This window comes from Kribbella sp. ALI-6-A, assembly GCF_001984195.1.
In the GTDB taxonomy this organism is placed as follows: Bacteria; Actinomycetota; Actinomycetes; order Propionibacteriales; family Kribbellaceae; genus Kribbella.
Map to the genome: position 1 here is coordinate 2,156,619 of NZ_MTQN01000012.1, position 26,685 is coordinate 2,183,303.

The 26,685-nt window shown below is 68.8% G+C and carries 26 protein-coding genes; 18 read left to right on the forward strand and 8 right to left on the reverse strand.

The genetic code is table 11. The features are described from left to right. Positions 1-106: 106 nt before the first annotated feature. The 15 genes from BWI15_RS36760 to BWI15_RS36830 are packed head-to-tail and all read left to right on the forward strand — an operon-like array spanning position 107 to position 16,710. Positions 107-466 (forward strand): NADH-quinone oxidoreductase subunit A, encoded by a 360-nt coding sequence (locus tag BWI15_RS36760; protein WP_012923854.1) that lies wholly within the window; start codon positions 107-109, stop codon positions 464-466. A 3-nt stretch (positions 467-469) separates the two neighbouring features. After that, positions 470-1,024, forward strand: a complete 555-nt coding sequence (locus BWI15_RS36765) for a NuoB/complex I 20 kDa subunit family protein (RefSeq protein ID WP_077019067.1) — start codon at positions 470-472, stop codon at positions 1,022-1,024. Beyond that, the gene (locus tag BWI15_RS36770) at positions 1,021-1,728 is read left to right on the forward strand and encodes an NADH-quinone oxidoreductase subunit C (RefSeq protein WP_077019068.1); all 708 of its coding nucleotides are present in this window, start codon (positions 1,021-1,023) and stop codon (positions 1,726-1,728) included. The genes BWI15_RS36765 and BWI15_RS36770 overlap by 4 nt, the downstream gene beginning before the upstream one ends. Continuing rightward, on the forward strand, positions 1,728-3,065 hold the full coding sequence (locus BWI15_RS36775) for an NADH-quinone oxidoreductase subunit D (RefSeq protein ID WP_077019069.1): 1,338 nt from the start codon (positions 1,728-1,730) through the stop codon (positions 3,063-3,065). The genes BWI15_RS36770 and BWI15_RS36775 overlap by 1 nt, the downstream gene beginning before the upstream one ends. Continuing rightward, complete coding sequence (gene nuoE / locus BWI15_RS36780) at positions 3,066-3,899, forward strand: NADH-quinone oxidoreductase subunit NuoE (RefSeq protein WP_077019070.1); 834 nt, start codon at positions 3,066-3,068, stop codon at positions 3,897-3,899. It abuts the gene before it with no gap. A gap of 2 nt (positions 3,900-3,901) precedes the next feature. Further along, positions 3,902-5,203, forward strand: a complete 1,302-nt coding sequence (nuoF, locus tag BWI15_RS36785) for an NADH-quinone oxidoreductase subunit NuoF (protein WP_077019071.1) — start codon at positions 3,902-3,904, stop codon at positions 5,201-5,203. Continuing rightward, positions 5,200-7,629, forward strand: a complete 2,430-nt coding sequence (locus BWI15_RS36790; RefSeq protein ID WP_077019072.1) for an NADH-quinone oxidoreductase subunit G — start codon at positions 5,200-5,202, stop codon at positions 7,627-7,629. Before nuoF ends, BWI15_RS36790 begins: the two co-directional genes overlap by 4 nt. Beyond that, entirely contained in the window at positions 7,626-8,963 is a 1,338-nt protein-coding gene (nuoH, locus tag BWI15_RS36795) for an NADH-quinone oxidoreductase subunit NuoH (protein ID WP_077019073.1), read from the forward strand. The genes BWI15_RS36790 and nuoH overlap by 4 nt, the downstream gene beginning before the upstream one ends. After that, complete coding sequence (nuoI, locus tag BWI15_RS36800) at positions 8,956-9,552, forward strand: NADH-quinone oxidoreductase subunit NuoI (RefSeq protein WP_077019074.1); 597 nt, start codon at positions 8,956-8,958, stop codon at positions 9,550-9,552. Before nuoH ends, nuoI begins: the two co-directional genes overlap by 8 nt. Continuing rightward, positions 9,549-10,394, forward strand: a complete 846-nt coding sequence (locus BWI15_RS36805) for an NADH-quinone oxidoreductase subunit J (protein WP_077019075.1) — start codon at positions 9,549-9,551, stop codon at positions 10,392-10,394. Before nuoI ends, BWI15_RS36805 begins: the two co-directional genes overlap by 4 nt. Further along, positions 10,391-10,690, forward strand: a complete 300-nt coding sequence (gene nuoK / locus BWI15_RS36810) for an NADH-quinone oxidoreductase subunit NuoK (RefSeq protein ID WP_077019076.1) — start codon at positions 10,391-10,393, stop codon at positions 10,688-10,690. Before BWI15_RS36805 ends, nuoK begins: the two co-directional genes overlap by 4 nt. 11 nt (positions 10,691-10,701) lie before the next feature. Next, on the forward strand, positions 10,702-12,573 hold the full coding sequence (gene nuoL, locus BWI15_RS36815; protein WP_077019077.1) for an NADH-quinone oxidoreductase subunit L: 1,872 nt from the start codon (positions 10,702-10,704) through the stop codon (positions 12,571-12,573). Next, a complete protein-coding gene (locus tag BWI15_RS36820) occupies positions 12,570-14,093 on the forward strand; it encodes an NADH-quinone oxidoreductase subunit M (protein WP_077019078.1) in 1,524 nt (507 codons plus the stop codon). Before nuoL ends, BWI15_RS36820 begins: the two co-directional genes overlap by 4 nt. Continuing rightward, positions 14,090-15,691, forward strand: coding sequence for an NADH-quinone oxidoreductase subunit NuoN (gene nuoN, locus BWI15_RS36825; protein ID WP_083751207.1), 1,602 nt, complete (start codon positions 14,090-14,092; stop codon positions 15,689-15,691). Before BWI15_RS36820 ends, nuoN begins: the two co-directional genes overlap by 4 nt. Then, entirely contained in the window at positions 15,688-16,710 is a 1,023-nt protein-coding gene (locus BWI15_RS36830; protein ID WP_077019080.1) for a polyprenyl synthetase family protein, read from the forward strand. The genes nuoN and BWI15_RS36830 overlap by 4 nt, the downstream gene beginning before the upstream one ends. Before the next feature lie 21 nt (positions 16,711-16,731). Here BWI15_RS36830 and BWI15_RS36835 read toward each other — a convergent pair whose 3' ends face one another. From BWI15_RS36835 to BWI15_RS36850, 4 genes are all read right to left on the reverse strand, one after another. Then, positions 16,732-17,349, reverse strand: coding sequence for an AAA family ATPase (locus tag BWI15_RS36835; protein WP_237771615.1), 618 nt, complete (start codon positions 17,347-17,349; stop codon positions 16,732-16,734). Between the two features lie 106 nt (positions 17,350-17,455). Further along, positions 17,456-17,617, reverse strand: coding sequence for a hypothetical protein (locus BWI15_RS36840; protein WP_202817797.1), 162 nt, complete (start codon positions 17,615-17,617; stop codon positions 17,456-17,458). A 209-nt stretch (positions 17,618-17,826) separates the two neighbouring features. Then, complete coding sequence (locus tag BWI15_RS36845) at positions 17,827-18,282, reverse strand: cupin domain-containing protein (RefSeq protein ID WP_077019082.1); 456 nt, start codon at positions 18,280-18,282, stop codon at positions 17,827-17,829. Between the two features lie 67 nt (positions 18,283-18,349). After that, a complete protein-coding gene (locus BWI15_RS36850) occupies positions 18,350-18,832 on the reverse strand; it encodes an RrF2 family transcriptional regulator (protein ID WP_077019083.1) in 483 nt (160 codons plus the stop codon). A 66-nt stretch (positions 18,833-18,898) separates the two neighbouring features. On the opposite strand from BWI15_RS36850, the gene BWI15_RS36855 reads away from it, so the two are divergent. Further along, complete coding sequence (locus BWI15_RS36855) at positions 18,899-19,639, forward strand: DUF899 family protein (RefSeq protein ID WP_077019084.1); 741 nt, start codon at positions 18,899-18,901, stop codon at positions 19,637-19,639. A 112-nt stretch (positions 19,640-19,751) separates the two neighbouring features. Here BWI15_RS36855 and BWI15_RS36860 read toward each other — a convergent pair whose 3' ends face one another. Then, entirely contained in the window at positions 19,752-21,821 is a 2,070-nt protein-coding gene (locus tag BWI15_RS36860; protein ID WP_077019085.1) for a PhoX family protein, read from the reverse strand. A 134-nt stretch (positions 21,822-21,955) separates the two neighbouring features. Beyond that, a complete protein-coding gene (rarD, locus tag BWI15_RS36865) occupies positions 21,956-22,864 on the reverse strand; it encodes an EamA family transporter RarD (RefSeq protein WP_077019086.1) in 909 nt (302 codons plus the stop codon). 118 nt (positions 22,865-22,982) lie between these two features. On the opposite strand from rarD, the gene BWI15_RS36870 reads away from it, so the two are divergent. Further along, positions 22,983-23,735: a sugar phosphate isomerase/epimerase family protein gene (locus BWI15_RS36870; protein ID WP_077019087.1), complete on the forward strand. Its 753-nt coding sequence runs from the start codon at positions 22,983-22,985 to the stop codon at positions 23,733-23,735. A gap of 9 nt (positions 23,736-23,744) precedes the next feature. Here the strand turns inward: BWI15_RS36870 and BWI15_RS36875 are convergent, their stop codons facing one another. Next, positions 23,745-25,154, reverse strand: coding sequence for a hypothetical protein (locus tag BWI15_RS36875; RefSeq protein WP_077019088.1), 1,410 nt, complete (start codon positions 25,152-25,154; stop codon positions 23,745-23,747). Next, complete coding sequence (locus BWI15_RS36880; protein WP_168197425.1) at positions 25,151-25,708, reverse strand: SigE family RNA polymerase sigma factor; 558 nt, start codon at positions 25,706-25,708, stop codon at positions 25,151-25,153. The genes BWI15_RS36875 and BWI15_RS36880 overlap by 4 nt, the downstream gene beginning before the upstream one ends. Before the next feature lie 199 nt (positions 25,709-25,907). Here BWI15_RS36880 and BWI15_RS36885 point away from each other — a divergent pair, with 199 nt between their 5' ends. After that, a complete protein-coding gene (locus BWI15_RS36885) occupies positions 25,908-26,675 on the forward strand; it encodes a D-Ala-D-Ala carboxypeptidase family metallohydrolase (protein WP_077019090.1) in 768 nt (255 codons plus the stop codon). The last annotated feature ends 10 nt before the right edge of the window (positions 26,676-26,685 follow it).

Genomic DNA, 26,685 nt, shown 5'->3' on the forward strand with positions numbered 1-26,685 from the left:
CGGCGGGGCGAGTGACGTGAACCACAGCGGTACTGATAACACAGTGCTGACTCGCAACAGGTAAATCAGGCGGCAGGACGACGCAAGAAGGAGGGAGCACCGACCGATGCACCCTTACGTACCGATCCTCGTGCTCGGCGTACTGGCGGCCATCTTCGTGGCGGGCACCTTGGTGACCAGCGCGCTGGTCGGCCCCAAGCGTTACAACCGGGCCAAGCTCGACTCGTACGAGTGCGGGATCGAGCCGACCCCGCAGCCTGTCGGCGGTGGCCGCTTCCCGGTGAAGTACTACATCACCGCGATGCTGTTCATCGTGTTCGACATCGAGATCATCTTCCTCTACCCGTGGGCCGTCGCCTTCGACCAGATGGCGCTGTTCGGGTTGATCGAGATGGTCATTTTCATCGCAACCGTCTTCGTCGCCTACGCCTACGTGTGGCGCCGCGGCGGACTGGAGTGGGACTGACCTATGGGTGTTGAGGAACAGCTTCCGGCCGGCGTACTGCTGACCACCGTCGAGGGCCTGTCCGGCTACATGCGCAAGGCGTCGTTGTGGCCGGCAACGTTCGGCCTGGCCTGCTGCGCGATCGAGATGATGACGACGGGTGCGCCGCGCTACGACGCCGCCCGGTTCGGCATGGAGGTCTTCCGGGCCTCGCCGCGTCAGGCCGACCTGATGATCGTGGCCGGCCGGGTGAGCCAGAAGATGGCTCCGGTGCTGCGCCAGATCTACGACCAGATGCCGAACCCGAAGTGGGTGCTGGCGATGGGTGTGTGCGCGTCCTCGGGCGGCATGTTCAACAACTACGCGATCGTGCAGGGCGTGGACCACGTCGTACCGGTCGACATGTACCTGCCCGGCTGCCCGCCGCGGCCGGAGATGCTGCTGGACGCCTTCCTGAAGCTGCACGACGACATCCAGCACGGCAAGCTCGGCGCGAACAAGAAGGCGCTGCAGGCCGAGCAGGAGGCCGCCGCGCTGACCGCGGCGCCGACTCTGGAGATGAAGGGTCTGCTGCGATGAGCGAGCACCAGCCGGAGAACCTTCCGGCCACGTCACCGGCCGGCGACGCCCAGACGCCGGCGGCCGAGGTCGTCGACCAGCGCGAGGGCATGTTCGGCGTCCGCGGCACCGGTGACACCTCCGGCTTCGGCGGCCTGCGCCGCCAGGTCGCGCTGCCCGGTGGCAGCGCGAAGCCGTACGGGTCCTGGTTCGACGGCGCGACCGAGCGGCTCGAGGGCCTGGTCGGGGACGACGCGCTGGAGAAGGTCGTCGTCGACCGCGGCGAGCTGACCCTGCACGTCCGGCGCGAGCGGCTGGTCGAGGTCGCCCAGCACCTGCGCGACGACGAGGCGCTGCGGTTCGAGTTCTGCTCCGGCGTCAGCGGGGTGCACTACCCGAACGAGACCGGTCGCGAGCTGCACGCGGTCTACCACCTGCTGTCGATCACCCACAACCGGCGGATCCGGCTGGAGGTGTCGGTGCCCGACAGCGACCCGCACATCCCGTCGATCGTCTCGGTGTACCCGGCCAACGACTGGCACGAGCGCGAGACCTGGGACTTCTTCGGCATCATCTTCGACGGGCACCCCGCGCTGACCCGGATCCAGATGCCGGACGACTGGCCGGGCCACCCCCAGCGCAAGGACTACCCGCTCGGCGGCATCGACGTCGAGTACAAGGGCGCCGTCATCCCGCCGCCCGACACGCGGAGGTCTTACAACTGATGACCACTACCGATCCCTACGCCGACGCTCGCGACACCACCGAGGGCAAGGTCTTCACCGTCACCGGTCAGGACTGGGACTCCGTCGTGGCCGGCCTGTCCGACGAGCCCGAAGAGCGCATCGTCGTCAACATGGGCCCGCAGCACCCGTCCACGCACGGTGTGCTCCGGCTGATCCTCGAGATCGACGGCGAGACGGTGACCGAGGCCCGCTGCGGCATCGGCTACCTGCACACCGGCATCGAGAAGAACATGGAGTTCCGCTCCTGGACGCAGGGCGTCACGTTCTGCACCCGGATGGACTACCTGTCGCCGTTCTACAACGAGGCCGCGTACTGCCTGGCCGTCGAGCGGCTGCTCGGCATCGAGGACCAGATCCCCGAGAAGGCCAACGTGATGCGGGTGCTCCTGATGGAGCTCAACCGGATCAGCAGCCACCTGGTCTGCATCGCCACCGGTGGCATGGAGATCGGCGCGCTGACCGTGATGACGATCGGGTTCCGCGAGCGTGAGATGACGCTGGACCTGTTCGAGCTGATCACCGGCCTGCGGATGAACCACGCGTTCATCCGGCCCGGTGGTGTCGCGCAGGACCTGCCGCCGGGTGCGCTGGACAAGATCCGCGACTACATCACCTGGATGAACAAGCACCTGCCCGAGTACGCCGAGCTCTGCAACGCCAACCCGATCTTCAAGTCGCGGCTGGAGAACGTCGGGTACCTGGACCTGTCCGGCTGCATGGCGCTGGGCATCTCCGGCCCGCCGCTGCGCGCCACCGGCTACGGGCTGGACCTGCGCAAGACCCAGCCGTACTGCGGCTACGAGACCTACGACTTCGACGTGCCCACCTGGGACACCGCCGACTCGTACGGCCGCTTCCGGGTCCGGCTGCAGGAGATGCACGAGTCGCTGAAGATCGTCGAGCAGTGCGCCGAGCGGCTGGCCAAGATGGAGGGCGAGCCGGTGATGGTGGCCGACAAGAAGATCGGCTGGCCGAGCCAGCTGGCCGTCGGCAACGACGGGATGGGCAACTCCCTCGACCACATCAAGCACATCATGGGCGAGTCGATGGAAGCGCTGATCCATCACTTCAAGCTGGTCACCGAGGGCTTCCGGGTGCCGGCCGGCCAGGCGTACGTCGCGATCGAGTCGCCGCGCGGCGAGCTGGGTTGCCACCTGGTCTCCGACGGCGGCACCAAGCCGTACCGGGCGCACTTCCGTGACCCGTCCTTCGCAAACCTGCAGGCGATGCCGATCCTGTGCGAGGGCGCACAGGTGGCCGACGTGATCGTCGCCGTCGCCAGCCTTGACCCGGTGATGGGTGGAGTGGACCGCTAAATGGCCGAGAACCACACGACTTCGACCGACATGCCGGTGCCCTACAGCACCGGCGACTCGAAGATCAGCGAGACCACGATCGCGGAGATGCGCGAGCTGGCCGCCCGGTACCCGGTCGGCCGCTCCGCGCTGCTGCCGATGCTGCACCTGGTGCAGTCGGTCGAGGGCCGGGTCACCCCGGAGGGCATCGAGGCCTGTGCCGACGTGCTCGGACTGACCGGCGCCGAGGTCTCCGCGGTCGCCACCTTCTACACGATGTACAAGCGCCGTCCGGTCGGCGACTACCACGTCGGCGTGTGCACCAACACGCTGTGCGCGGTGATGGGCGGCGACCTGATCTTCGAGCGGCTCAAGCAGCACCTCGAGGTCGGCAACGACGAGACCACCGAGGACGGCAAGATCACCCTCGAGCACATCGAGTGCAACGCCGCCTGCGACTACGCGCCGGTGATGATGGTGAACTGGGAGTTCTTCGACGACATGACGCCGGAGACCGCCACCCAGCTGGTCGACGACCTGCGCGACGGCACCGAGGTGAAGTCGCCGCGCGGCGCCACCATCTGCACCTGGAAGGAAGCCGAGCGCGTCCTGGCCGGCTTCCCCGACGGCCGGGCCGACGAGGGCCCGACCGGTGGCAAGGCGACGCTGGCCGGTCTGCGGCTGGCCCGCGAGCGCAACTGGACCGCACCGTCCGGCCAGCACGGCGGTGGCGGTGCGGCGGCCGAGCAGACCGTCTCGCCGGAAGCGGCGTCCGGTCCGCGGCCGGAGGACCAGCCCGGCAAGGAGTCCGGCACGGGCTCCCCGGCGATCCCCGACTCCCGGAAGGAGGACTGACCATGCTGACCCCGGTACTGTCCGACAACTGGGACCAGATCCGCTCCTGGCAGCTGGCGTCGTACCAGCGCTCCGGCGGGTACGACGCGCTGCAGGCCGCGCTGCGCATGCAGCCGGCCGACGTGATCACCGCCGTCAAGGACTCCGGTCTGCGCGGCCGTGGTGGCGCGGGCTTCCCGACCGGTATGAAGTGGTCGTTCATCCCGCAGGACAACCCGAAGCCGAAGTACCTGGTGGTGAACGCCGACGAGTCCGAGCCGGGCACCTGCAAGGACATCCCGCTGATGATGGCCTCGCCGCACACGCTGGTCGAGGGCGTCATCATCTCGTCGTACGCGATCCGCGCCTCGACCGCGTTCATCTACGTACGTGGTGAGGTCCTGCACGTGATCCGCCGGCTGCAGCAGGCCGTCGAGGAAGCCAAGGCGGCCGGATTCATCGGCACCAACATCCTCGGCAGCGGCTACGACCTGGACGTCGTCGTGCATGCCGGCGCCGGCGCCTACATCTGTGGCGAGGAGACGGCGCTGCTGGACTCGCTGGAAGGTCGTCGCGGTCAACCCCGGCTGCGTCCTCCCTTCCCGGCCGTGGCCGGTCTGTACGGCTGCCCCACAGTGATCAACAACGTCGAGTCGATCGCCTCTGTTCCCGCGATCATCAAGAACGGGCCGGACTGGTTCGGCTCGATGGGCACCGAGAAGTCCAAGGGCATGACGCTGTACTCGCTGTCCGGGCACGTCACCCGCCCGGGCCAGTACGAGGCGCCGCTCGGCATCACGCTGCGCCAGCTGATCGACCTGGCCGGCGGCATCCGCGAGGGCCACGAGCTGAAGTTCTGGACGCCGGGCGGTTCGTCCACGCCGCTGCTGACCGCCGAGCACCTCGACGTCCCGCTGGACTACGAGGGTGTCGGCTCGGTCGGCTCGATGCTGGGCACGAAGGCGCTGCAGATCTTCGACGAAACCGTCTGCGTGGTCCGCTCGGTGCTGCGCTGGACCGAGTTCTACAAGCACGAGTCCTGCGGCAAGTGCACGCCGTGCCGTGAGGGCACCTGGTGGCTGGTCCAGATCCTGGAGCGGCTGGAGAAGGGGCAGGGCACCGAGGCCGACCTCGACACCCTGCTCGACCTGAGCGAGAACATCATGGGCCGCTCGTTCTGCGCCCTGGGCGACGGTGCGACCGCGCCGATCACCAGCTCGATCCAGCACTTCAAGGACGAGTACCTCGCGCACTTCACCCACGGCGGCTGCCCGTTCGACCCGATGGCGTCCACCGTCTTCGCGACCGCTGGAGCAAGCGCATGACCATCCAAGCCAACCCCCCTTCGGGGACCGAGGTCGAGAAGGTCGACCTGGTCACCGTGACCATCGACGACATCGAGGTCAAGGTCCCGAAGAACACCCTGGCGATCCGGGCGGCGGAGCAGATCGGGATCCAGATCCCGCGGTTCTGCGACCACCCGCTGCTGGACCCGGTCGGCGCCTGCCGGCAGTGCCTGGTCGAGGTGCCCGACGCCGGCAACGGCCGCGGGATGCCCAAGCCGCAGGCCTCCTGCACGCTGACCGTCGCCGACGGCATGGTGATCCGCACCCAGGTGACCTCCCCGGTGGCCGACAAGGCGCAGCACGGGAACATGGAGTTCCTGCTGATCAACCACCCGCTGGACTGCCCGGTCTGCGACAAGGGTGGCGAGTGCCCGCTGCAGAACCAGGCGATGACCAACGGCGCCGGCGAGTCCCGGTTCCACGAGATCAAGCGGACCTTCCCCAAGCCGATCAACATCTCCGCCGAGGTGCTGCTGGACCGCGAGCGTTGCGTGCTCTGCGCCCGCTGCACCCGGTTCTCCGAGCAGATCGCCGGTGACCCGTTCATCGCGCTGGTCGAGCGGGGTGCGCTGCAGCAGGTCGGCATCTACGAGAAGGAGCCGTTCGAGAGCTACTTCTCCGGCAACACGATCCAGATCTGCCCGGTCGGCGCGCTGACCAGCGCGGCGTACCGGTTCCGGTCGCGGCCGTTCGACCTGGTGTCGGTGCCGTCGGTGGCCGAGCACGACTCCTCCGGTGCGGCGATCCGGGTCGACTACCGGCGCGGCAAGGTGATGCGCCGGCTGGCCGGCGACGACCCGGCGGTCAACGAGGAGTGGATCTCCGACCGCGACCGGTTCGCGTTCAACTACGCGAGCACCGGTGACCGGCTGACCCACCCGATGATCCGCGAAGACGGCGAGCTGCGGCCGGCGTCCTGGCCGGAGGCGCTGACCTTCGCGGCGCAGAAGCTGACCGCCGCGCGCGGCAACGCCGCCGTACTGACCGGTGGGCGGCTGACGCTGGAGGACGCCTACGCGTACTCCAAGTTCGCGCGGGTCGCCCTGGGCACCAACGACATCGACTTCCGGGCCCGCCCGCACTCGCCGGAGGAGGCCGACTTCCTGGCCGCCGCGGTGGCCGGCACCGGCCTGGGGACGACGTTCGCCGACCTGGAGCGGGCCGGTTCGGTCCTGCTGGCCGGGTTCGAGCCCGAGGAGGAGGCGCCGACGGTGTTCCTCCGCCTCCGCAAGGCGGTCCGCAACCGCGGCACGAAGGTGTTCACGGTCGCGGCGCTCGCGTCGCGCGGCGTACAGAAGCTGTCCGGTGTCGTGATCTCGACCACCCCGGGCACCGAGGCCGCCGTACTGGCCGACCTGGGCAACCAGGGCGAGACCGGCGCGGCTGCCAAGGCCGCCCTCGGTCCTGACTCGGTGATCATCGTCGGCGAGCGGCTCGCGACCGTGCCTGGTGCACTCTCCGCGGCGCTGCGGCTGGCGCTCGACACCGGTGCCCAGCTGGCCTGGATCCCGCGTCGCGCGGGTGACCGGGGCGCGCTCGAGGCCGGCTGCCTTCCGGGTCTGCTGCCGGGTGGCCGCCTGGTCTCCGACGCCACGGCCCGGGTCGACCTGCAGGCCGCGTGGGGCGTCGACAGCCTGCCGGCCACGACCGGCCGGGACACCAGCGAGATCATCGCCGCGGCCGGTTCGCTGCAGGCGCTGGTCGTCGCGGGGGTCGAGGTCGACGACCTGCCGGACCCGGCGGCCGCCCTGGCCGCGTTGCAGGCCGCGCCGTTCGTGGTCAGCTTCGAGGTCCGCAGCTCCCAGGTGACCGAGCACGCCGACGTGGTCTTCCCCGTCGTACCGCCGGCCGAGAAGGACGGCACCTTCGTGAACTGGGAGGGCCGTGAGCGGCCGTTCCCGGTCGTGCTCAAGGTGCCGACCGCGATGCCGGACGTCCGCGCCCTGGCCGCCCTGGCTCAGGAGATGGACCGTTCGCTCGGGTTCAGCACCCCGGCCGGAGCCAAGCGCGAGTACGACGAGCTCGGCCGCTGGGACGGCGACCGCGCGCAGGAGCCGACGTACCAGGCCGGTCCGTCGCTCGGTGCGTTCGACTCGACCCGGCTGGCGACCTGGCGGATGCTGATCGACGACAGCCGCAGCAACGACGGTGAGCCGCACCTGGTCGCGACCGCGCGCAAGCCGGTCGCCCGGCTGTCGCTGACCACCGCGCACCGCGTCGGCGTGGCCGACGGCGACGAGCTCGTGGTCAGCACCGACGCCGGCTCGATCCGGCTGCCGGTGGCGATCACCCCGATGACCGACAACGTGGTCTGGCTGCCGACGAACTCGGCCGACTCGCACGTCCGCCGGGCGCTGCACGCCGACCACGGCTCGATCGTGACCATCGCCGGAGGGAACGCATGACGCACATCCCGCTCGTGGCCATGGCCGACACCCCGGACGCGGGCTTCGGCAACGACCCCTGGTGGGTCGTCGGCATCAAGGTGCTGCTGGTCTTCGTCTTCCTGGTCGTGCTCACCCTGTTCAACATCTGGTGGGAACGCCGGGTGGTGGCCCGGATGCAGCACCGGGTCGGCCCGAACGTGCACGGCCCGTTCGGTCTGCTCCAGTCGCTGGCCGACGGCATGAAGCTGATGTTCAAGGAAGACCTGATGCCCAAGGGCGTGGACAAGTTCGTCTACGTCGCGGCACCGGTGATCGTGTCGATCCCGGCCTTCCTGACCTTTGCGGTGATCCCGTTCGGGCCGACGGTGAAGGTTCCGTTCACCGACACCTACACCCGGCTGCAGATCACCGACCTGCCGGTCTCGGTGCTGTACGTGATGGCGGTCGCCTCGATCGGCATCTACGGCATCGTGCTCGGCGGCTGGTCGTCGAACTCGACGTACTCGCTGCTCGGTGGTCTGCGCTCCAGCGCCCAGATGATCTCCTACGAGGTCGCGATGGGCCTGGCGCTGGTCACGGTGTTCCTGTTCGCGGGCTCGATGTCCACCTCGGAGATCGTCGCCGCGCAGAGCTCGCAGCAGTCGATCAGCCTGTTCGGCGCCGACATCCCGATCCCGGGCTGGTACGCGTTCCTGCTGTTCCCGTCGTTCGTGATCTACGTGATCTCGATGGTCGGCGAGACCAACCGGGCGCCGTTCGACCTGCCGGAGGCCGAGGGCGAGCTGGTGGCCGGCTTCCTGACCGAGTACTCGTCGATGAAGTACGCGATGTTCTTCCTGGCCGAGTACATCAACATGGCGACCGTGTCCGCGCTGGCGACCACGCTGTTCCTGGGCGGTTATCGAGCACCGTGGCCGATCTCGATCTGGGACGGCGCGAACTCGGGCTACTGGCCGGTGCTGTGGTTCGTCGGCAAGATGATGTGCTTCATCTTCTTCTACATCTGGCTGCGCGGAACGCTGCCGCGACTGCGCTACGACCAGTTCATGAAGCTGGGCTGGAAGATCCTGATCCCGGTCTCGCTGGGCTGGATCGTGCTGGTCGCGACGGTCCGCGCGGTGGGCCGCGAGGTCGAGTTCCAGCGCAACTACCTGCTGCTGGCGGCCGGTGTGGTCGCGCTGATCGCGGTGATCACGATGTTCCTGCCGCAGAAGAAGACCGAACCCGAACCCGAGACCGACTCCGGCGAGTTCGACGCCTTCGCCGGCGGGTTCCCCGTGCCACCCCCGCTCGTCAACACTCCGAGCCGCAGCGAGACGGACATTCGAAGCAAGGAAGGCAGCCGTGGCTAGCGTCAAAGAATCCCTCTGGGATCCGGTAGCGGGTTTCGGGGTCACCTTCCGGACGATGTTCCGCAAGGTGTTCACCGAGGAGTACCCGTTCGAGAAGAAGCCGACCGCACCGCGCTTCCACGGCCGGCACCAGCTGAACCGGTGGCCGGACGGGCTGGAGAAGTGCATCGGGTGCGAGCTGTGCGCGTGGGCGTGTCCCGCCGACGCGATCTACGTCGAGGGCGCCGACAACGTCGACGACTCGGCGGACGGCTCGGCCCGCTTCTCGCCGGGTGAGCGGTACGGCCGCGTCTACCAGATCAACTACCTGCGCTGCATCCTGTGCGGGCTGTGCATCGAGGCGTGCCCGACCCGGGCGCTGACGATGACCAACGAGTACGAGCTGGCCGACCGCAGCCGCGAGTCCCTCATCTACGAGAAGAAGGACCTGCTCGCGCCGCTCCTGCCGGGTATGGAGGAGCCGCCGCACGAGATGCAGCTGGGTCGCTCGCAGACCGACTACTACCTGGGCCTGACCGGCTCCGCGGTGGTCCCGGAGAGCGCCTCGGTGCACCCGGACAGCTCGCTGCAGGGTGGTGGCGACCGGTGATCGGACTCGTCACCGGCGGCCAGGTCGCGTTCTGGATGCTGGCGCCGGTCATGGTGCTGGCCGCGATCGCGATGATCCTGGTCCGCAAGGCGGTGCACTCGGCGTTGCTGCTGGCAACGGTCATGGTCTGCCTGGCCGTGCAGTACGCGGCCCAGGACGCGCCGTTCCTGTTCGCGGTGCAGATCATCGTCTACACCGGCGCCATCCTGATGCTGTTCCTGTTCGTGCTGATGCTGGTCGGCGTCGACGCGTCGGACTCCCTGGTGGAGACGATCCGCGGTCAGCGCCTGCTGGCCGGGCTGGCCTTCCTCGGCTTCGGCGTACTGCTGGTCTTCGCGGTCGGCAACGCCGTGTACGGCGACCCGATCGGCCTGGCCCAGGCGCAGCCGGACGGCAACCCGCAGGGCATCGCCCAGCTGCTGTTCGGCAAGTACGTGTTCGCCTTCGAGGTGACCTCGGCGCTGCTGATCACCGCGGCGATGGGCGCGATGATGCTGGCCCACCGCGAGCGGCTGACCCGCAAGAAGACCCAGCGCGACCTGGCCGAGGAGCGGATCCGCAAGTACGCCGACAGCGGCGTGCACCCCGGCCCGCTGCCGACGCCCGGCGTCCTGGCCCGGCACAACGCGGTCGACACCCCGGCGCTGCTGCCGGACGGGTCGATCGCACCGACCTCGGTTTCGCGGGTGCTGCAGGCCCGTGGCACCGTGTTCCCCGAATCCGAGGAGCGCGACGAGGTCGAGACGGTCCGCCGGATCAGCGAGGGCGACGCCGGCGACACGGTCCCGTCGGAGCCGGAGAGCACCGACCTGAGCGGCTACGGCGAAGGAGACAAGCTGTGAGCACCGAGCCGTACATCATTCTTGCGGCGATCCTTTTCAGCATCGGTGCTCTGGGTGTTCTCGTACGCCGTAACGCCATCGTCGTCTTCATGTGCGTCGAGCTGATGCTGAACGCGTGCAACCTGGCGTTCGTCAGCTTCGCCCGCCAGCACGGCAATCTCGACGGCCAGATCGCTGCCTTCTTCGTGATGGTGGTGGCGGCGGCCGAGGTCGTGATCGGCCTGGCGATCATCATGGCCATCTTCCGCACCCGTCGCTCGGCCTCGGTCGACGACGCCAACCTGCTCAAGTACTGAGGTAATCACCGATGAGTCATGAGCTCGCGTGGCTGCTGGTCGCGATCCCAGCGGTGTCGGCGGCGATCCTCCTGCTCGGTGGCAAGGCCACCAACGCCTGGGGACACCTGCTCGGCACCGCGGCGTCGCTGGCCTCCTTCGTCTGCGGTGCCATCCTGTTCGTCCAGATGCAGGGGCACGGCGCCGAGGAGCGGTCCGAGACGGTCAAGCTGTTCGAGTGGTTCTCGGTCGGCAGCGTGCACGTCGACGTCACCCTGCTGGTCGACCAACTGTCGATCCTGTTCGTGCTGCTGATCACCGGTGTCGGATCGCTGATCCACATCTACTCGATCGGCTACATGTCGCACGACCCGCGACGGCGCCGCTTCTTCGCCTACCTGAACCTGTTCATCGCGGCGATGCTGCTGCTGGTGCTGGCCGCGGACTACCTGCTGGTCTTCGTCGGCTGGGAAGGCGTCGGTCTGGCGTCGTACCTGCTGATCGGCTTCTGGCAGGACCGGCACTCGGCCGCCACCGCCGCCAAGAAGGCGTTCGTGGTGAACCGGGTCGGTGACATCGGCCTGTCGCTCGCGGTGATGAGCATGTGGGCGCTGTTCGGCTCGTCCGCCTTCGCCACGGTCAACGCCGGGGCCGAGGGGATGTCGTCGACCTGGGCCACGCTGGTCGGCCTGATGCTGCTGCTGGCGGCCTGCGGCAAGTCGGCCCAGGTGCCGCTGCAGTCCTGGCTGCTGGACGCGATGGAGGGCCCGACCCCGGTCTCGGCCCTGATCCACGCCGCGACCATGGTCACCGCCGGCGTCTACCTGGTGACCCGGTCGAGCGCGATCTACGAGCACACCGAGGTGGCCTCCACCGCGGTCGTGATCGTCGGTACGGTGACCGTCCTGGCCGGTGCGATCATCGGGTGCGCCAAGGACGACATCAAGAAGGCGCTGGCCGGTTCGACGATGAGCCAGATCGGCTACATGATGCTCGCGGCCGGCCTCGGCCCGGCGGGCTACGTGTTCGCGATCTTCCACCTGATCACGCACGGCTTCTTCAAGGCCAACATGTTCCTCGGCGCCGGCTCGGTGATGCACGGCATGAACGACGACGTGAACATGCGCCACTACGGTGCGCTGCGTACGTCGATGAAGATCACCTTCGCCACCTTCGCGATGGGGTACCTGGCGATCATCGGGTTCCCGGGCTTCGCCGGCTTCTGGAGCAAGGACAAGATCATCGAGGCCGCGTTCGCGGACAACTTCGTGATCGGTCTGTGCGCCCTGCTGGCGGCCGGCATCACCGCGTTCTACATGACCCGGCTGATGATGATGACGTTCTTCGGCAAGAAGCGCTGGGCCGAGGACGTGCACCCGCACGAGTCGCCCTCGTCGATGACGATCCCGCTGATCGTGCTGGCGGTGCTGTCGGTCTTCGGCGGCGCGCTGTACTTCCTCGGCGACTGGATCGTGCACTGGCTGGAGCCGGTGGTCGGTCACGAGGAGCACCACCCGCCGGTCAGCGCGCTGGTGATGACGCTGATCACGGTCGCCGTGGTCGCCGTCGGTGCCGCGATCGGGTACCTGCGCTACCGCCAGGAGATCCCGCGCGAGGCGCCGGTCAAGGTCTCGCCGGTCACCACCTTCGCCCGCCGTGACCTGTACGGCGACGCGCTCAACGAGGCGGTCCTGATGCGTCCGGGCCAGTACCTCACCCGGACCCTGGTCTGGCTGGACAACCGGGGCGTCGACGGCTCGGTGAACGGCATGGCCGCCCTCTTCGGCGGTCTGTCCGGCCGGCTGCGCCGGTTCCAGACGGGCTTCGTCCGTTCGTACGCACTCAGCATGGTCTTCGGCGCCGCTCTCGTGGTCGTCGCCCTCCTCGCGGTGAGGTTGTCGTGAACATCGGTTGGCTGACGTATCTGTTGCTCCTGCCGTTCGTGGGAGCCCTGGTGACGATGGCGGTGCCCAAGGCCAACGGCCTGCTCGCCAAGCGGGTGTCACTGGTCTTCTCGCTGCTCACGCTGGTGCTGACCCTGGTCATTGCCGTCGGCTACCACCGCAACGGTGCGGCCGACTATGCGGAGTCGCACACCTGGATCGAGGCCTTCGGGGCGCACTGGGCACTCGGCCTGGACGGCGTCGGGCTGGTGCTGGTGGTGCTCACCGCGCTGCTCACCCCGATCGTCCAGCTCGCCTCCTGGAACGACGCGAAGGACGGTCGCTGGAGCGAGAAGTCCTTCTTCGCCTGGATCCTCGCGCTGGAGGCGCTGTCGCTGGGCGTGTTCGCGGCCACCGACGTGTTCCTGTTCTACGTGCTGTTCGAGGCCACGCTGATCCCGATGTACTTCCTGATCGGCGGCTTCGGCGGCGTGCAGCGCTCGTACGCCGCGGTGAAGTTCCTGCTCTACTCGCTGCTCGGCGGTCTGCTGATGCTGGCCTCGGTCGTCGGCCTGTACGTGCTGTCGGCCAAGAGCGGCGACCCGTCGTACCTGCTGACCGACCTGGTCAAGCTCGACATGTCGCAGAACACCGAGCGCTGGCTGTTCCTCGGCTTCTTCTTCGCCTTCGCGGTGAAGGCGCCGATGGTGCCGTTCCACACCTGGCTGCCGGACGCCGCCGCCGAGGCGACGCCGGGCACGTCGGTGCTGCTGGTCGGCATCCTGGACAAGATCGGCACCTTCGGGATGATCCGGTTCTGCCTGGGCCTGTTCCCGAACGCGTCCGAGTGGGCCACCCCGGTCGTCCTGGTACTGGCCCTGATCAGCGTCCTGTACGGCGCGCTGGTGGCGATCGGCCAGACCGACATCAAGCGGCTGATCGCCTACACCTCGATCTCGCACTTCGGCTTCATCGTGATGGGCATCTTCGCGCTCACCTCGCAGGGGCTGACCGGGTCGACGCTCTACATGTTCAACCACGGCCTGTCCACGGCCGCGCTGTTCCTGGTCGCCGGGTACCTGATCTCGCGCCGCGGTTCGGCGCGGATCGCCGACTACGGCGGCGTCGAGAAGGTCGCGCCGGTGCTGGCCGGGACGTTCCTGTTCGCCGGTCTGTCCAGCCTCGCGCTGCCCGGGCTGTCGCCGTTCATCAGCGAGTTCATGGTGCTGGCCGGAACGTTCAGCCGGCACAAGGTGATCGCCGTGATCGCGGTGCTCGGTATCGTGCTGGCCGCGCTCTACATCCTGATCATGTACCAGCGCCTGATGACCGGGCCGGTCCGCGACGGGATCGAGAAGCTGAAGGACCTGAACTTCCGCGAGGTGTTCGCGATCGCACCGCTGGTGCTGCTGATCGTCGGCTTCGGGTTCTACCCCAAGCCGGTGGTCGACATCATCAAGCCGGCGGTGGAGTCGACGATGCAGCTGGTGGGCGTCAGTGACAAGGCCCCTGAGATCCCCGTGACGGAGGGACAGAAGTGAGTGCAGTGCTGACGGCGCAGGTTCTGCCGCTGGCGGACTTCGTCGCGCCCAAGATCGAGTACAACGAGCTGATGCCGTTGTTCGTGGTCTTCGGCGCGGCCTGCCTCGGCGTACTCGTCGAGGCCTTCCTTCCGCGGACCTGGCGGCACCTGGTCCAGGTCGCGCTCGCGATCGTCGGCGTGGTGGTGGCCGGCGTCCTGACCGTGCTGCTGATGGCCGACGAGAAAAAGCTGCTCGCGGCGCAGGGCGCGATCTCGGTGGACGGCCCCGCGCTGTACACCTGGGTGATCCTGCTGGCGCTGACGCTGATCAGCCTGCTGCTGTTCGCCGAGCGCTCGGTCGACGGAGGCCTGTCGGCGTTCGCCGGCCAGGCGGCCGCCGTACCGGGTAGTGAGGCCGAGCGCGAGGGCACCGCGGCGAAGGTCGAGCACAGCGAGGTCTTCCCGCTGACGATGTTCGCGATCGGCGGCATGATGCTGTTCGCGTCGGCCAACGACCTGCTGCTGCTGTTCGTCGCGCTCGAGGTCTTCTCGCTGCCGCTGTACCTTCTCTGCGGGCTGGCGCGGCGCCGCCGGCTGATCTCGCAGGAAGCCGCGATGAAGTACTTCCTGCTCGGCTCGTTCGCCTCGGCGTTCCTGCTGTTCGGCATCGCCCTGCTCTACGGGTACGCCGGCACCATGTCGCTCGGCGGCATCGCCGACGCGCTGGCCACCAAGACCGGTGGCGACGCGATCCTGCTGGCCGGCACCGGCCTGCTCGGGGTCGGCCTGCTGTTCAAGGTCGGCGCCGTGCCGTTCCACTCCTGGACGCCGGACGTCTACCAGGGCGCGCCGACGCCGGTCACCGGGTTCATGGCGGCCTGCACCAAGATCGCCGCGTTCATCGCGTTGATGCGGGTCTTCTACGTCGCCTTCGGCGGGACCCGCTGGGACTGGGCGCCGATGATGTGGATCGTCGCGATCCTCACCATGGTGGTCGGCTCGATCGTCGCGATCACCCAGACCGACGTGAAGCGGATGCTCGCCTACTCCTCGATCGCGCACGCGGGCTTCCTGCTGACCGCGTTCATCGGGCTGGCGCAGGCCGGCAGCGGCGTGCTGAACGGGATCACCTCGACCCAGGCGGTGCTGTTCTACCTGGTCACCTACGGTTTCCCGACGATCGGCGCGTTCGCCGTGGTCACGCTGGTGCGTGACGCCGGCGGCGAGGCGACCCACCTGTCGCGGTGGGCCGGGCTGGGTAAGAAGTCGCCGCTGCTGGGCGGCATCTTCGCCTTCTTCCTGCTGTCGTTCGCCGGGATCCCGCTGACCGCCGGCTTCACCGGCAAGTGGGCCGTGTTCACCGCGGCCTGGACCGGTGGCGCCTGGCCGCTGGTCGTGGTCGCGGTGCTGTGCAGCCTGGTCGCCGCGTTCTTCTACGTCCGCGTGATCGTGCTGATGTTCTTCTCCGACCTGCCGGACGACGCTCCGGACGTGGTGCTGCCCGGGTGGCAGACCACGGCCGCCGTCGCCCTGGGTCTCGCCGCCACGGTGGTGCTCGGTCTGGTTCCCGGCCCGATGCTCGACCTGGCGGCCCGTGCGGGTGAGTTCATCCGTTGAGTAAGACTCCGCAGCCGGCGCAGAGCCTGGGATTCGCGTTCGCCGACGAGGCGCTCGAGTCCCGGGTCCGTGCTGGGCTGGAACGGGTCGAGCAGGCGCTGCGCGACTCCACCCAGTCCGAGGCGCCGTTCGTCACCCAGGCGGCCCAGCACGTCATGGTGGCCGGGGGCAAGCGCTTCCGCCCGCTGCTGGTCCTGCTGGCCGCGGAGTTCGGGCCCCGGCCCGATGCCCCCGAGGTGGTCGACTCGGCCGTCGTGGTCGAGCTGACCCACGTCGCGACGCTGCACCACGACGACGTGATGGACGAGGCCGCGCTGCGCCGGGGAAGCTCCACGGCCAACGCGGCCTGGGACAACTCGGTCGCGATCCTGGCCGGTGACTGGCTGTTCGCCAAGGCGTCCGACCTGGTCGCGTCGCTCGGCCCGGAGGCGGTCCGGATCCAGGCCCGCACCTTCGGCCGGCTGGTCGAGGGCCAGATCCGGGAGACCCTCGGCGTCGGGCAAGGCCAGGACCCGCTGGCCCACTACCTGTCGGTGGTCGCGGACAAGACCGGCTCGCTGATCGCGACGTCGGCGTTGTTCGGCGCCCGGTTCGCCGGGGCGTCCGAAGAGGTGCAGGAAGCTCTGCGTGCCTTCGGCGAGGAGATCGGCGCGGCCTTCCAGCTTGCCGACGACATCCTCGACGTCACCTCGGAGTCCGGCCAGTCCGGCAAGACTCCCGGGACGGATCTCCGCGAGGGCGTCCCGACCCTGCCGGTGCTGATCTTCCGGGCCCAGGCCGACCCGTCCAAGCCCGAGGACGCCCGGCTGCTCGAGTTGCTCGACTCCGACCTGACCGACGACGCCAAGCTCGCCGAGGCGCTGGCCGCTCTCCGGGCCCACCCGTCCCTGCAGCAGGCCGAGGACGACGTACGCCGCCGGGCCGACGACGCGCGTAAGCTGCTCGCCGACCTTCCCGAAGGCGTGCCGCGGTCCGCCCTCGAGTCCCTCTGCGACCTGGTCGTCACCCGCTCGGTGTGAGGCTGCTGCCTCCCGGCTGTGTCATGCAGTCGGGAGGAGCTCGTTGGTTTCGGGCCGGTCTTCGAAGGTGATCTTCTCCAGCCGATCGGCCTGACCTCTGCTCAGCACGATGGCCGACACCGCACCCGGCACCACCGAGCCGGGATCCTCTGCGGCCTGCTTCACCAGCTCGGGCCAGCGGCGACTGTGCTTGAGCATGCTGCCCGCCCGCACCACTCGGCGCCGATCCTGTTGCCCGCGCCGGGCGATCTCTTCTGGTACGTCGAGCATGATGAGATGCACCGCGAGTCCCGCGCTGCGGGCCGCTCGACCGATCAGCTGCCGGGCCCAGGGCCGCGTCGCGCAGTCGTGCACGACCAACGGCCCGCCACGACGCATCGCCCGCAGTACGAGCACGTAGTACGACAGGTGCAGCACCGGTCGCCACCACGCGTACGGGATGCCGCCGAGCGCCGGCCGCCACCGCTCGCGAACGACCTCGGAGTCGAGCACCCGCGTCGTCTCTCCCGGAAACAGCCGCCGCAACAGCGTGCTCTTGCCCGCCCCGGGAATCCCTGCCAGCACCACCACGGACCCGGCCGGATACCGCAACTCCGACGCCGTCACCCGCCGGGACCCCACCACCATCGAACCTGCCACGGAAGCTCCCTTCGCCCCTTTGCACGATGGTGGCGTACGGCGCTGAGAACTTCCTTGGAATCGACTGAGAGCGACTTTCGCTGGCGGCCGGGAGTAGCGGGCCGGGTTACTGGTCCTCGTGCCGGCTGCCGGCCTTCGCCAGTCCGCGGCTCACCAGGTAGCCGATGGTCAGCAGGGTGACGTAGAACCATGCCCGCTCGGCGCCGAACCCGTCCTGCCCGTCGCCGTTGTCACCGACGACCGCCGCGGCGATCAGGACCGCCAGCACCGCGGCGACGTACGCGATCAGTTCGGTGGTCTTGAACGCCGCCTTGGTCTCCGATCCTCAGCGGCGTTCCGGACCCAGGACGGGACCGCCGGGCGGCTGCGACTGCGGAGCACCAACGGGTGGCTGCGCCCCCCGGTCATTCCCGGCCGACCAGCGTCCCGTTGCCGCAGGCATCGATCTCCGCGGCCGGGTTGAAACGAAGGTGGTGGTCAGCGGGCCTGCCAGGTCGGGCTGTCGACGTAGTGGTTGTCGTAGGTGTCGCTGGTGGTGGCCAGTACGGCGGGGTCGGTGTCGCCGCGGTAGACGCCTTCGAGCAGGCGGTAGTAGTCGAAGCGGGGCTTGGCGTGGGTGAGGACGAACAGGACTTCGGTGGGCTCCTCACCGGCGGCTTCGAAGGCGTGCGGGGTGTTCGGGGGGACGACCAGGAAGTCGCCGGTGTGCAGGGTGATCAGGTCGTCGCCGGTGAGGACGCGGAGGTTGCCGGTGAGTACATAGAACAGCTCGGAGGCCTCGCGGTGCAGGTGCGGGGGAGCGCCTTCCTTGCCGGGCTGGAAGACCGAGCGGTGGCTGGTCAGGTGGCCGTTGGTGGCCGGGGTGTCGGCGAGCAGCGTGACTCCGCTGGCGGCGAGTACTTCGGCGTCGGTGGCGCGGACGAGAACGGTCATGAAAAGCTCCTATTGTTGATGTCGAATGTCCAGAATCGGGGTGCGGAAGAACGCCGGCGAGCCGTTCTCAGGATTTGAGGTTGGCGAACCAGGCGCGGGTGTTGTCCGGCGTCTGCGGGAAGGTCTGCTCGACCTCGGCGACGATGTCGGCGATGGTGCGCGCGGCCAGTTCCCGCCGGTAGACGAGCTCCGCCCGGCGCATCGAGCTCGCGACCAGGCAGGTCTTGCGGTAGTCGGCCAACGGGTCGGCGCCCGGGCCATCCTTGAGGATCTCGGTGCAGCGGAACGCGTCCTCCGCGCCGTCGATCGCGACCACGACGTCCAGCAGCGTGATGTCCTCCGGCCGTCGGGCCAGCTGGAAACCGCCCTTCGGGCCCGAGGTCGACGACATGATGCCGGCCCGGGCCAGCGCCTGGAGCTGTTTGTTCAGGTACGCCGTGGGCAGGTTGTAGAAGGCGGCGAGCTTCTTCGCGGTGACGGTCTCACCCGGGATCCAGCACAGGTTCACGCAGCTGTGCAGGGCCCACTCGACGCCCTCGTTCATCTTCATAACCTAGATATTAGATATCCAGAATAGACATGTCAAGAGAGGCTTGACGACTCCGACGTACCGGACATGACTGAGAACATGAGCTACCCACCGATCGTCGACCGCGCCACCTTCCAGCGGGAGGTGGACCAACTCCGCGCCCGGGAGAAGGCGCACACCAGACAAGGCGACGCGATCGCCGCGGCCCGACGGCGACTGCCGATGGTCGAGGTCGATCCCCGCCTGGAACTGACCGGGCCCGACGGCCCGACCACTCTGCTGGACGCCTTCGAGGGACGTCGCCAGCTGATCGCGTACTACTTCATGTGGCACCGAGGCCACCCCGCGTCCGAGCAGTGCGAGGGCTGCACCTGGTGTACGACGCACGTCGCGGAGCTGTCGTACCTGCACTCGCGCGACATCACCTTCGCCGTCTTCTGCCAGGGCCCGTACGACGAAAGCCGGCGCTACCGCGACTTCATGGGCTGGACGATGCCCTGGTACTCGGCCGATCCCTCGAAGGCCGAGCTGCTGGTCGGCCGGACGGTCGGCATGATGCACCTGGTCTGCTACGTCCGCGACGGCGACCGGGTCTTCGAGACGTACTGGACCACCCAGCGCGGGGTGGAAATCCTGGACAACAGCTACTCGCTGATGGACCTGACCGTCTACGGCCGGCAGGAGGTTCAGGAGGAGTCGCCGGAAGGCTGGCCGCAGCCGTGGGGCACCAACGCCCGTCCCGACTTCCACACCGTTGACGGGCGGCCGATCGCCCAGTGGTCCCGCGTCGAGGCCGGCCGGTCGGACGATCTCGGCACCGCGGGATGAACCGGACCCCGAACAGAAACCGGGGACCTCGGACAGGCTATTTCCTGTCCGAGGTCCCCACGCGGTGTCCGAGGTCCCAGTAGGGCGCCGGGCCGAGCAGAAGGGCCCGGTGTCAGCTACCGACGCGGCCGTTGTCCTTGCGCCAGACGCAGGAGATCGCCGGGCGCGGGTAGTTGTGCGTGTGCGGCCAGGTCGACGACGGCTTCTCGAACGTCGCGTCGTCGGTCTCGCCCGGGTGCTGGACGGCGACGAACGCGGTCTTGTCGTCCTCGCTGATCAGCGGACCGCAGGCCTCGGCCGCGAACGGCACCGACAGGAACTGCTTGACCTGACCGCGCTTCGGCCCGGCGACCGGCACGGTGAAGATGCCGTCGTTGGAGCCGAGCACGTTGCCGTCGGTGGAGATCCACAGGTTGCCGGAGCCGTCGAAGGCGACGTTGTCCGGGCAGGAGATCGGGCTGACCTTCGACTTGTCGTACCCGCCGAAGTAGGTCTCCTGCGCCGCCGGGTCGCCGCAGACCAGGAAGAGCGTCCAGAAGAAGCCGGTCTTGGCCGCGTCGTCGCCCTCCTCGGTGAGTTCCAGGATGTAGCCGTTGCGGTTGCCGGACTGCTCGACCAGCGGACCGCCGAGGGTCGCCCGGGTGTGCGACTTGGCCAGCGGGTTCGCCTCGTCGACCGCGAACGTGCCGCCGCGGTTGGAGTTGTTGGTCATCGCGGCGTACACCCGGCCGTTGACCGGGTTGCGCTCGATGTCCTCGGGCCGGTCCATCCGGGTGGCGCCGACCTTGTCGGCGGCGATCCGGACGTCGATCAGCACGTCGGCGACCGACATGCCGTCGATGAACGACTTCTTGTCCGAGGTCAGCGGAATCCAGGTGCCGGTCCCGTCGTACAGGCCGTCCTCGGCGCCGTCGCCGGTGAACTTGGCGACGTACAGCGTGCCCTCGTCCAGCAGGCCGAAGTTGCGCTTGCGGTTGTCCGGGTCGTACTTGCCGGTCGAGACGAACTTGTAGACGTACTCGCCACGCTCGTCGTCACCGAGGTAGACCGCGATCCGGCCGTCGGCGGTGATCGTGGTGGTGGCGCCCTCGTGCTTCATCCGGCCGAGCATGGTGAGCTTGCGCGGCGTCGCGTGCGGCTCGTACGGGTCGACCTCGACGATCCAGCCGGTGCGGAACGCCTCGGTCGGGTTCTTGGTCAGGTCGAAGCGCGGGTCGACGATGCTCCACTCGCGGGCCGACTTGGTCACCGTCGTCGGTACGCCGTACCGCTTGTAGCTGGTGGTGTACTCGGCCGGGACCGCGCCGCTGACGTCGAAGTAGCCGTTGAAGTTCTCCTCGCCGGACAGGATCGTGCCCCACGGGGTGACACCGCCGGCGCAGTTGCCGAAGGTGCCGTAGGCAACCTTTCCGACGCGGCGGTCGGCGGCGGCCGGGCCGGACACGTCGAACTTCGTGGTGGCGGTGATCCGGCGGTTGTAGCGGCTGCCCTGCTTGTCGCGGCGCCACTGGCCGCTGCGGCCGACGCGCTCGATCTGGACCACCGACATGCCGTGCGCGGCCAGACCGATCTTCGCGATCGTCTTGGCGTCGTACTTGCCGGTCGGCAGCATCAGGTTCTCGTCGGTGTACTCGTGGTTGCAGACGAGCAGCGCCTTCCGCTCGTCGCGCAGCGGCACGATCATCGTGTAGTCGTTGTTGTAGCCGAACTGCTTGGCCTGCGCCTCGGGCGTCTGGCGGTTCACGTCGAACCGCGGCGCGCCGTACTCGACCGGGTCGCCCCAGGCGATCACGACGGCCTGCTCGTAGCCCTTGGGCACGACCAGGTCGTCCTTGCGGTTCGGCGGGACGACGCTGTGCGTCAGCTCGCCCTGCGGACCGCCGAAGCCGGGGAAGGCGCCGTTGCCGCGGCCGCCACTCGCGGCGGTGGAGAAGTCGGCGGCGGCGGGCCGGTTCACGGCCAGCGTGGCGACGCCGGCCACCGCGGCGCTCGCGACACCCGCCTTGAGCATGTTGCGCCGGGAGAACGCGGTCTGCAGGACGGTCTGGATGTGCTCGTTGCCGGATGTGTTCGGCTCGGCGTGGTCACACTGGTTGGCGCACTTCAGCTCGCAGGTACGGAACGACCTGGACCCGTGGCGGGTGCCGATCTGGCTGATCAGCGGGAGGAACTTGGGGCTCACTTCGGACTCTCCGGTGCTCGCAGGAAAGGTTCGGCGTCGCCGCGAGGCTAGGGATCCGAAGCGGAAGCGGGGTGAAGGTCAGATGAACGTCACGAGGCTTAGGTTGACCTCAGTAGCCAACAGCATCCGAACCGTCACACAGCGGAAGCGGCGACGTCCGGGGTGACCACTCGACGGCGGCGAACCAGCCCGTCCCAGGTGAACAAGACCAGTGCGATCCAGACCAGTCCGAACCCGGCCCAGCGCATCGACGACATGTGCTCGTGGAACAGCGTCACCCCGACCACGAACTGCATGATCGGCGCGATGTAGTTCAGCAGACCGAGCGTCGTCATCGAGATCCGCGTCGCCGCCGACCCGAACAGCAGCAGCGGTACGGCGGTGATCGGGCCGCTCAGCAGCACCAGCGCGAGGTAGCCCAGCCCGTGGTCGGTCACCGTCGAGTGTCCCTGCAGCGCCATCACCACGATCGCGATCAGCGCGACCGGCGCCATCGTCGCCGACTCGACCGCCATGCCCTCGACGGCGCCGGCGTTGGCCTTCTTCTTGACCAGCCCGTAGAAGCCGAACGAGAAGGTCAGCGCGAGCGCGATCCACGGCGGCCGGCCGGCCTCGATGGTCAGCCCGACCACGGCCACGAACGCGATCGCCAGCGCGGTCCACTGGATCGCCCGCAGTCGCTCGCCGAGTACGAAGACGCCGAGCAGGACCGTGAACAGCGGCGTGATGAAGTACCCGAGCGAGGTCTCGACCACCCGGTTCTGCTCGACGCCCCAGATGTAGACGCCCCAGTTGACCGAGATCAGCACCGCCCCCGCGGCGAGTGGCCAGCGCCGGCGCGGGTCGGCGAGGATCGCGCGGACCTGCCCGTAGTGCCGCAGTACGACGACCAGCAGGGCGATCGAGATCAGCGACCAGACGATGCGATGGGCCAGCAGTTCGAGCGCGCTGGAGTCGTCGAGCAGTCGCCAGTAGAGCGGGAAGAGTCCCCACAGCACGTAGGCGGCGAAACCCTGGAGGAACCCTCTGCGCTGCTCTGACACGTCCCGAGCCTAAACCCTGACGTCAGGGCCATCCAAAGACTTTGCTCATGACGTGAGATCGGCGCCGGACCAGCGCTGGTGCGATGCGGTTGGATGGACCTGAGCACAGGAGGCGCATGTGGGTGTGAGGACCGGTCTGGTCTCGGTGACGTTCCGCCAGTTGGCCGTCGAGCAGGTCGTCGACGTCGCCGCGCAGGCGGGACTGGCGGCGATCGAGTGGGGCGGCGACGTCCACGTGCCGCTCGGCGACCTGGCCGCCGCCCGGAAGGCGCGGGCGCTCTGCGAGGACCGCGGCCTGGCGATCGCGGCGTACGGGTCCTACCTACGGGCCGGCAGCGTCGACCGCGAGGAGATCCGCAGCGCGGTGACGACCGCGTCCGAGCTGGGCGCTCCCCGGATCCGGGTCTGGGCGGGCACCGTCGGTACGGCGGACGCCGGCGTCGGCGACCGAATGGCAGTGACCCGCGGCCTGGCCGAGCTGGCCGACGTCGCCGCCGGCGCGGGCATCGAGATCGCGATGGAGTTCCACCGCGGCACGCTGACCGACGAGGTCGACTCGACCATCACCCTGCTGCTGGACGTCGGCGCGCCCAACCTCACGACGTACTGGCAGCCGCCGGTGGACCTCGACGACACGACCTGCCTGCAGCAGCTCGAGGCGCTGATGCCCTGGCTGAGCACCGTCCACGTCTTCTCCTGGTGGCCGTCGAACAACCGCCTCCCGCTCTCCGGCCGCGAGTCCCTGTGGCGCCCGGTCCTGAAACGCCTCGCCGCCGAGCCCCGCGAGATCAACGCACTGCTCGAGTTCGTCGCCGACGACTCGGTCACCCAACTCGCCACCGACGCCGCCAACCTGCACGCCTGGGTCTGAGCTGCGGCATCACTTCGCGGGCGTGTAGATCGCGAGGATGAGTTTGCCCTTGGTGGGGGTGCCTCGGGTGATCTTGAGGGTGATCGTCGTGCTCGGGCCGGCCCAGTTGCCGTCGGTGGCCAGGCCCCAGCTCTTCAAGCCGCCTTCGCCGTGACTGGTGTTGAGCATGCTTTGGCTGGTCGGCCTGTCTAGGGTGCCCTCGACGGGTGCGCCCAACGAGGAGCTGCCGTAGGTGATCAGGAAGGGAGTGTCGGCCGGAGTGCGGAGGGAGACCTGCCGGGTGCTGGTCGCGTCGACGGCCTCGATCTCGGCGAGCTGGTACGTCGTTCCCGAATACTCCCGCCGCTCGTCGACGGCCGTGTTGTCGTAGACCCGCTGGGGTCCCTTCTCGTAGACGGCGAAGGCGATGCGGGCGCCGGGGACCTTGACCTCGCGGCCGGATTCATCGGTCAGCGTGGCCGTCACGGTCATGCGTTGCCCGGGCGTAGCGATGTCGCTGAGGCCGGCGCCGCCGGTGCTGCCGACGTCGGTGGACAAGGCGACGCAGCCGGAAATCTTCTCCACGCCTCCGATCACCACCCGCAGGTGGTACGGGAAGCCGGAGCTGGCGTCGTTGGCGGTGCAGAAGGCACTGACCATGATCGGCCGGCCGGTGGCGACGTAGCTGTCGGTGACCTTGCTGACGCCGGGCTCGCCGGACTCCGCGGCGGCCAGTGTGTCGCCGCCAATCTTGGCGCGGAAGAGCAGGCCGTTCTCCTCGCGATCGCCCGGCCCTGGAGTCGGGGTCGCGCCGGTTGCACCCGGCACCGGGTCGCGCCGGCCCGCGGTGTAGATGCCGACGCCGAGCTGGGCGGTGCTCGACTCGATCACACGACCGTCGTTGTCGGTGAGCTGCACGTTCACGGTGGTGGCCTGGTGCAGGGGGACGTCGAGCCAGAGGGCGGCGTCCGGGCGGATCAGCCCGGTGTCGCCAGGGGTGTCGTGGGCTACGTTGCATGGGCCGGTCACGGCGTTGCGGCCGCCGATCCGGACGGTGTACCGGGTCTCGCCCGGCGCGGCGCAGTAGGCGTACACGACGATGTTCTTCGTGGTCGGTGTCCAGCCGAAACTGCCTCGAGTCTCACCGACGGAGCCGATCCAGGCCCGGTCCAGCCGGTCGGTCCCGATGACTCCCTTGAGGGTCACCGAGTCGCGGGTGTAGTCGGGCGGGATGCTGTCGGCCGGCTCGGGAGCACTGCTGGTCAGGCTCGGCGCCACAGCGATGCCGAGGGCAACGATCGCGGCGAGGGCGGTGACCGAGCCGGCGACGCGGCGGCGCTTGGTGGTCCGGATCCGGCGCCGTACGCCGGGCAGCAGGTCGGGGCTCTCCACGGTGTTGGCGCGCTGGGAGAGTTCGTCGCGCAGGTCGGTGAGATTCATCGCGAGGTCTCCTCGTCGGCGAGGTCGGCGGAGCGAGCAGGGGTGCGGACGGCGGAGGCATCGCCGGGCCGGTGGATGGGCTCGACCAGGTTGGGATCGAGGCGGAGCTTGGCGAAGGCCTTGCTGGTCTGGCTCTTCACCGTGCCGGCGCTGCACCCGAGGATCCGGGCGGTCTCGGCCTCGCTCAGGTCCTCGTAGTACCGCAGTACGACGACAGCGCGCTGCCGGCGGGGGAGTTGCTGCAGCGCGCGCCACAGGTCGGTCCGCTCGGCCGCGAGGCCTTCGGGCCCGGCGGACTCGGGCAGTTCCTCGGTCGGCTGCTCCCCGTTCCACCGGCGTCGCCACCAGGTGGAGTAGGTGTTCACCAGCACCTTGCGCACGTACGGCTCGGGATCGCCGCCGTCGATCCGCGACCAGGCGAACCATGCCTTGGCGAGCGCGGTCTGCAGCAGGTCCTCGGCCAGCGCGTGGTCCTGGGTCAGCAGGTAGGCGGTCCGCAGCAATCTGCCGGACCGCGCGAGCACGAACGCGTCGAAACTGTCCACACCGGTCACCGATCGCCCCGTTTCACCGGCACGCACAGTGAGCGTGCTCTCATCGCTGGTCACATCATGGCTGACCAGTCGGCACGAAGGATTGGTTGCCTGTTGGTCAGAAAGTTCCCGCTGAGCTCTGGTCAAGCGGCAGATGATGACGCAAAACTGTCCGTGACAGCGCGCTTACCGCCCCGATCGCGTCCCCGGAGGTTCTCCGATGTCCGTTCGTACCTTCCTGTCCAAACCCCTGCCGAGGATCCTCGCGATCCTGGCCCTGTTCGCGGCCGTCGCCGGTACGGCCATCACCACCCAGGTCGTCACCGCGTCGAAGGCGCACGCCGACGGCTGTTACACCTGGAGCCGCACGCTCAGCGAGGGCGCCAGCGGTGAGGACGTCCGCCAGCTGCAGATCCGCGTCGCGGGCTATCCCGGCTACGGCGGTCACCTCGCCGCCGACGGCGCGTTCGGCCCCGCCACCAAAGCCGCGGTGACCCGGTTCCAGCAGGCGTACGGGCTGGCTGCCGACGGCATCGCCGGCTCGGCCACCTTCAGCAAGATTTACTCGCTGCAGGATGACGACTGCACCCCGATCCACTTCACCTATGCCGAGCTCGACGACGGCTGCGGCGGCTCCGGGTACGACGGCGGCCCGCTGTCCGAGGCAGCGACCCGGGCCAACGCGCTGCAGACCATGTGGCAGCTCGAAGCCATGCGCCACGCGCTCGGCGACCAGCCGCTGACCATCACCAGCGGCTTCCGTAGCTACTCCTGCAACAGCTCGGTCGGCGGAGCCAGCAACAGCCAGCACTTGTACGGCCGCTCGGCCGACCTCGTCGGCGTCCACTCGCTGTGCACGCTGGCCAAGCAGGCCCGCAACCACGGCTTCGGCGGCATCTTCGGGCCGGGCTACCCGGGCCACAACGACCACACCCACCTCGACATCCGGACCAGCAACTCCTGGTCCGCTCCCACCTGCGGGATCTGAGACCGCGTTG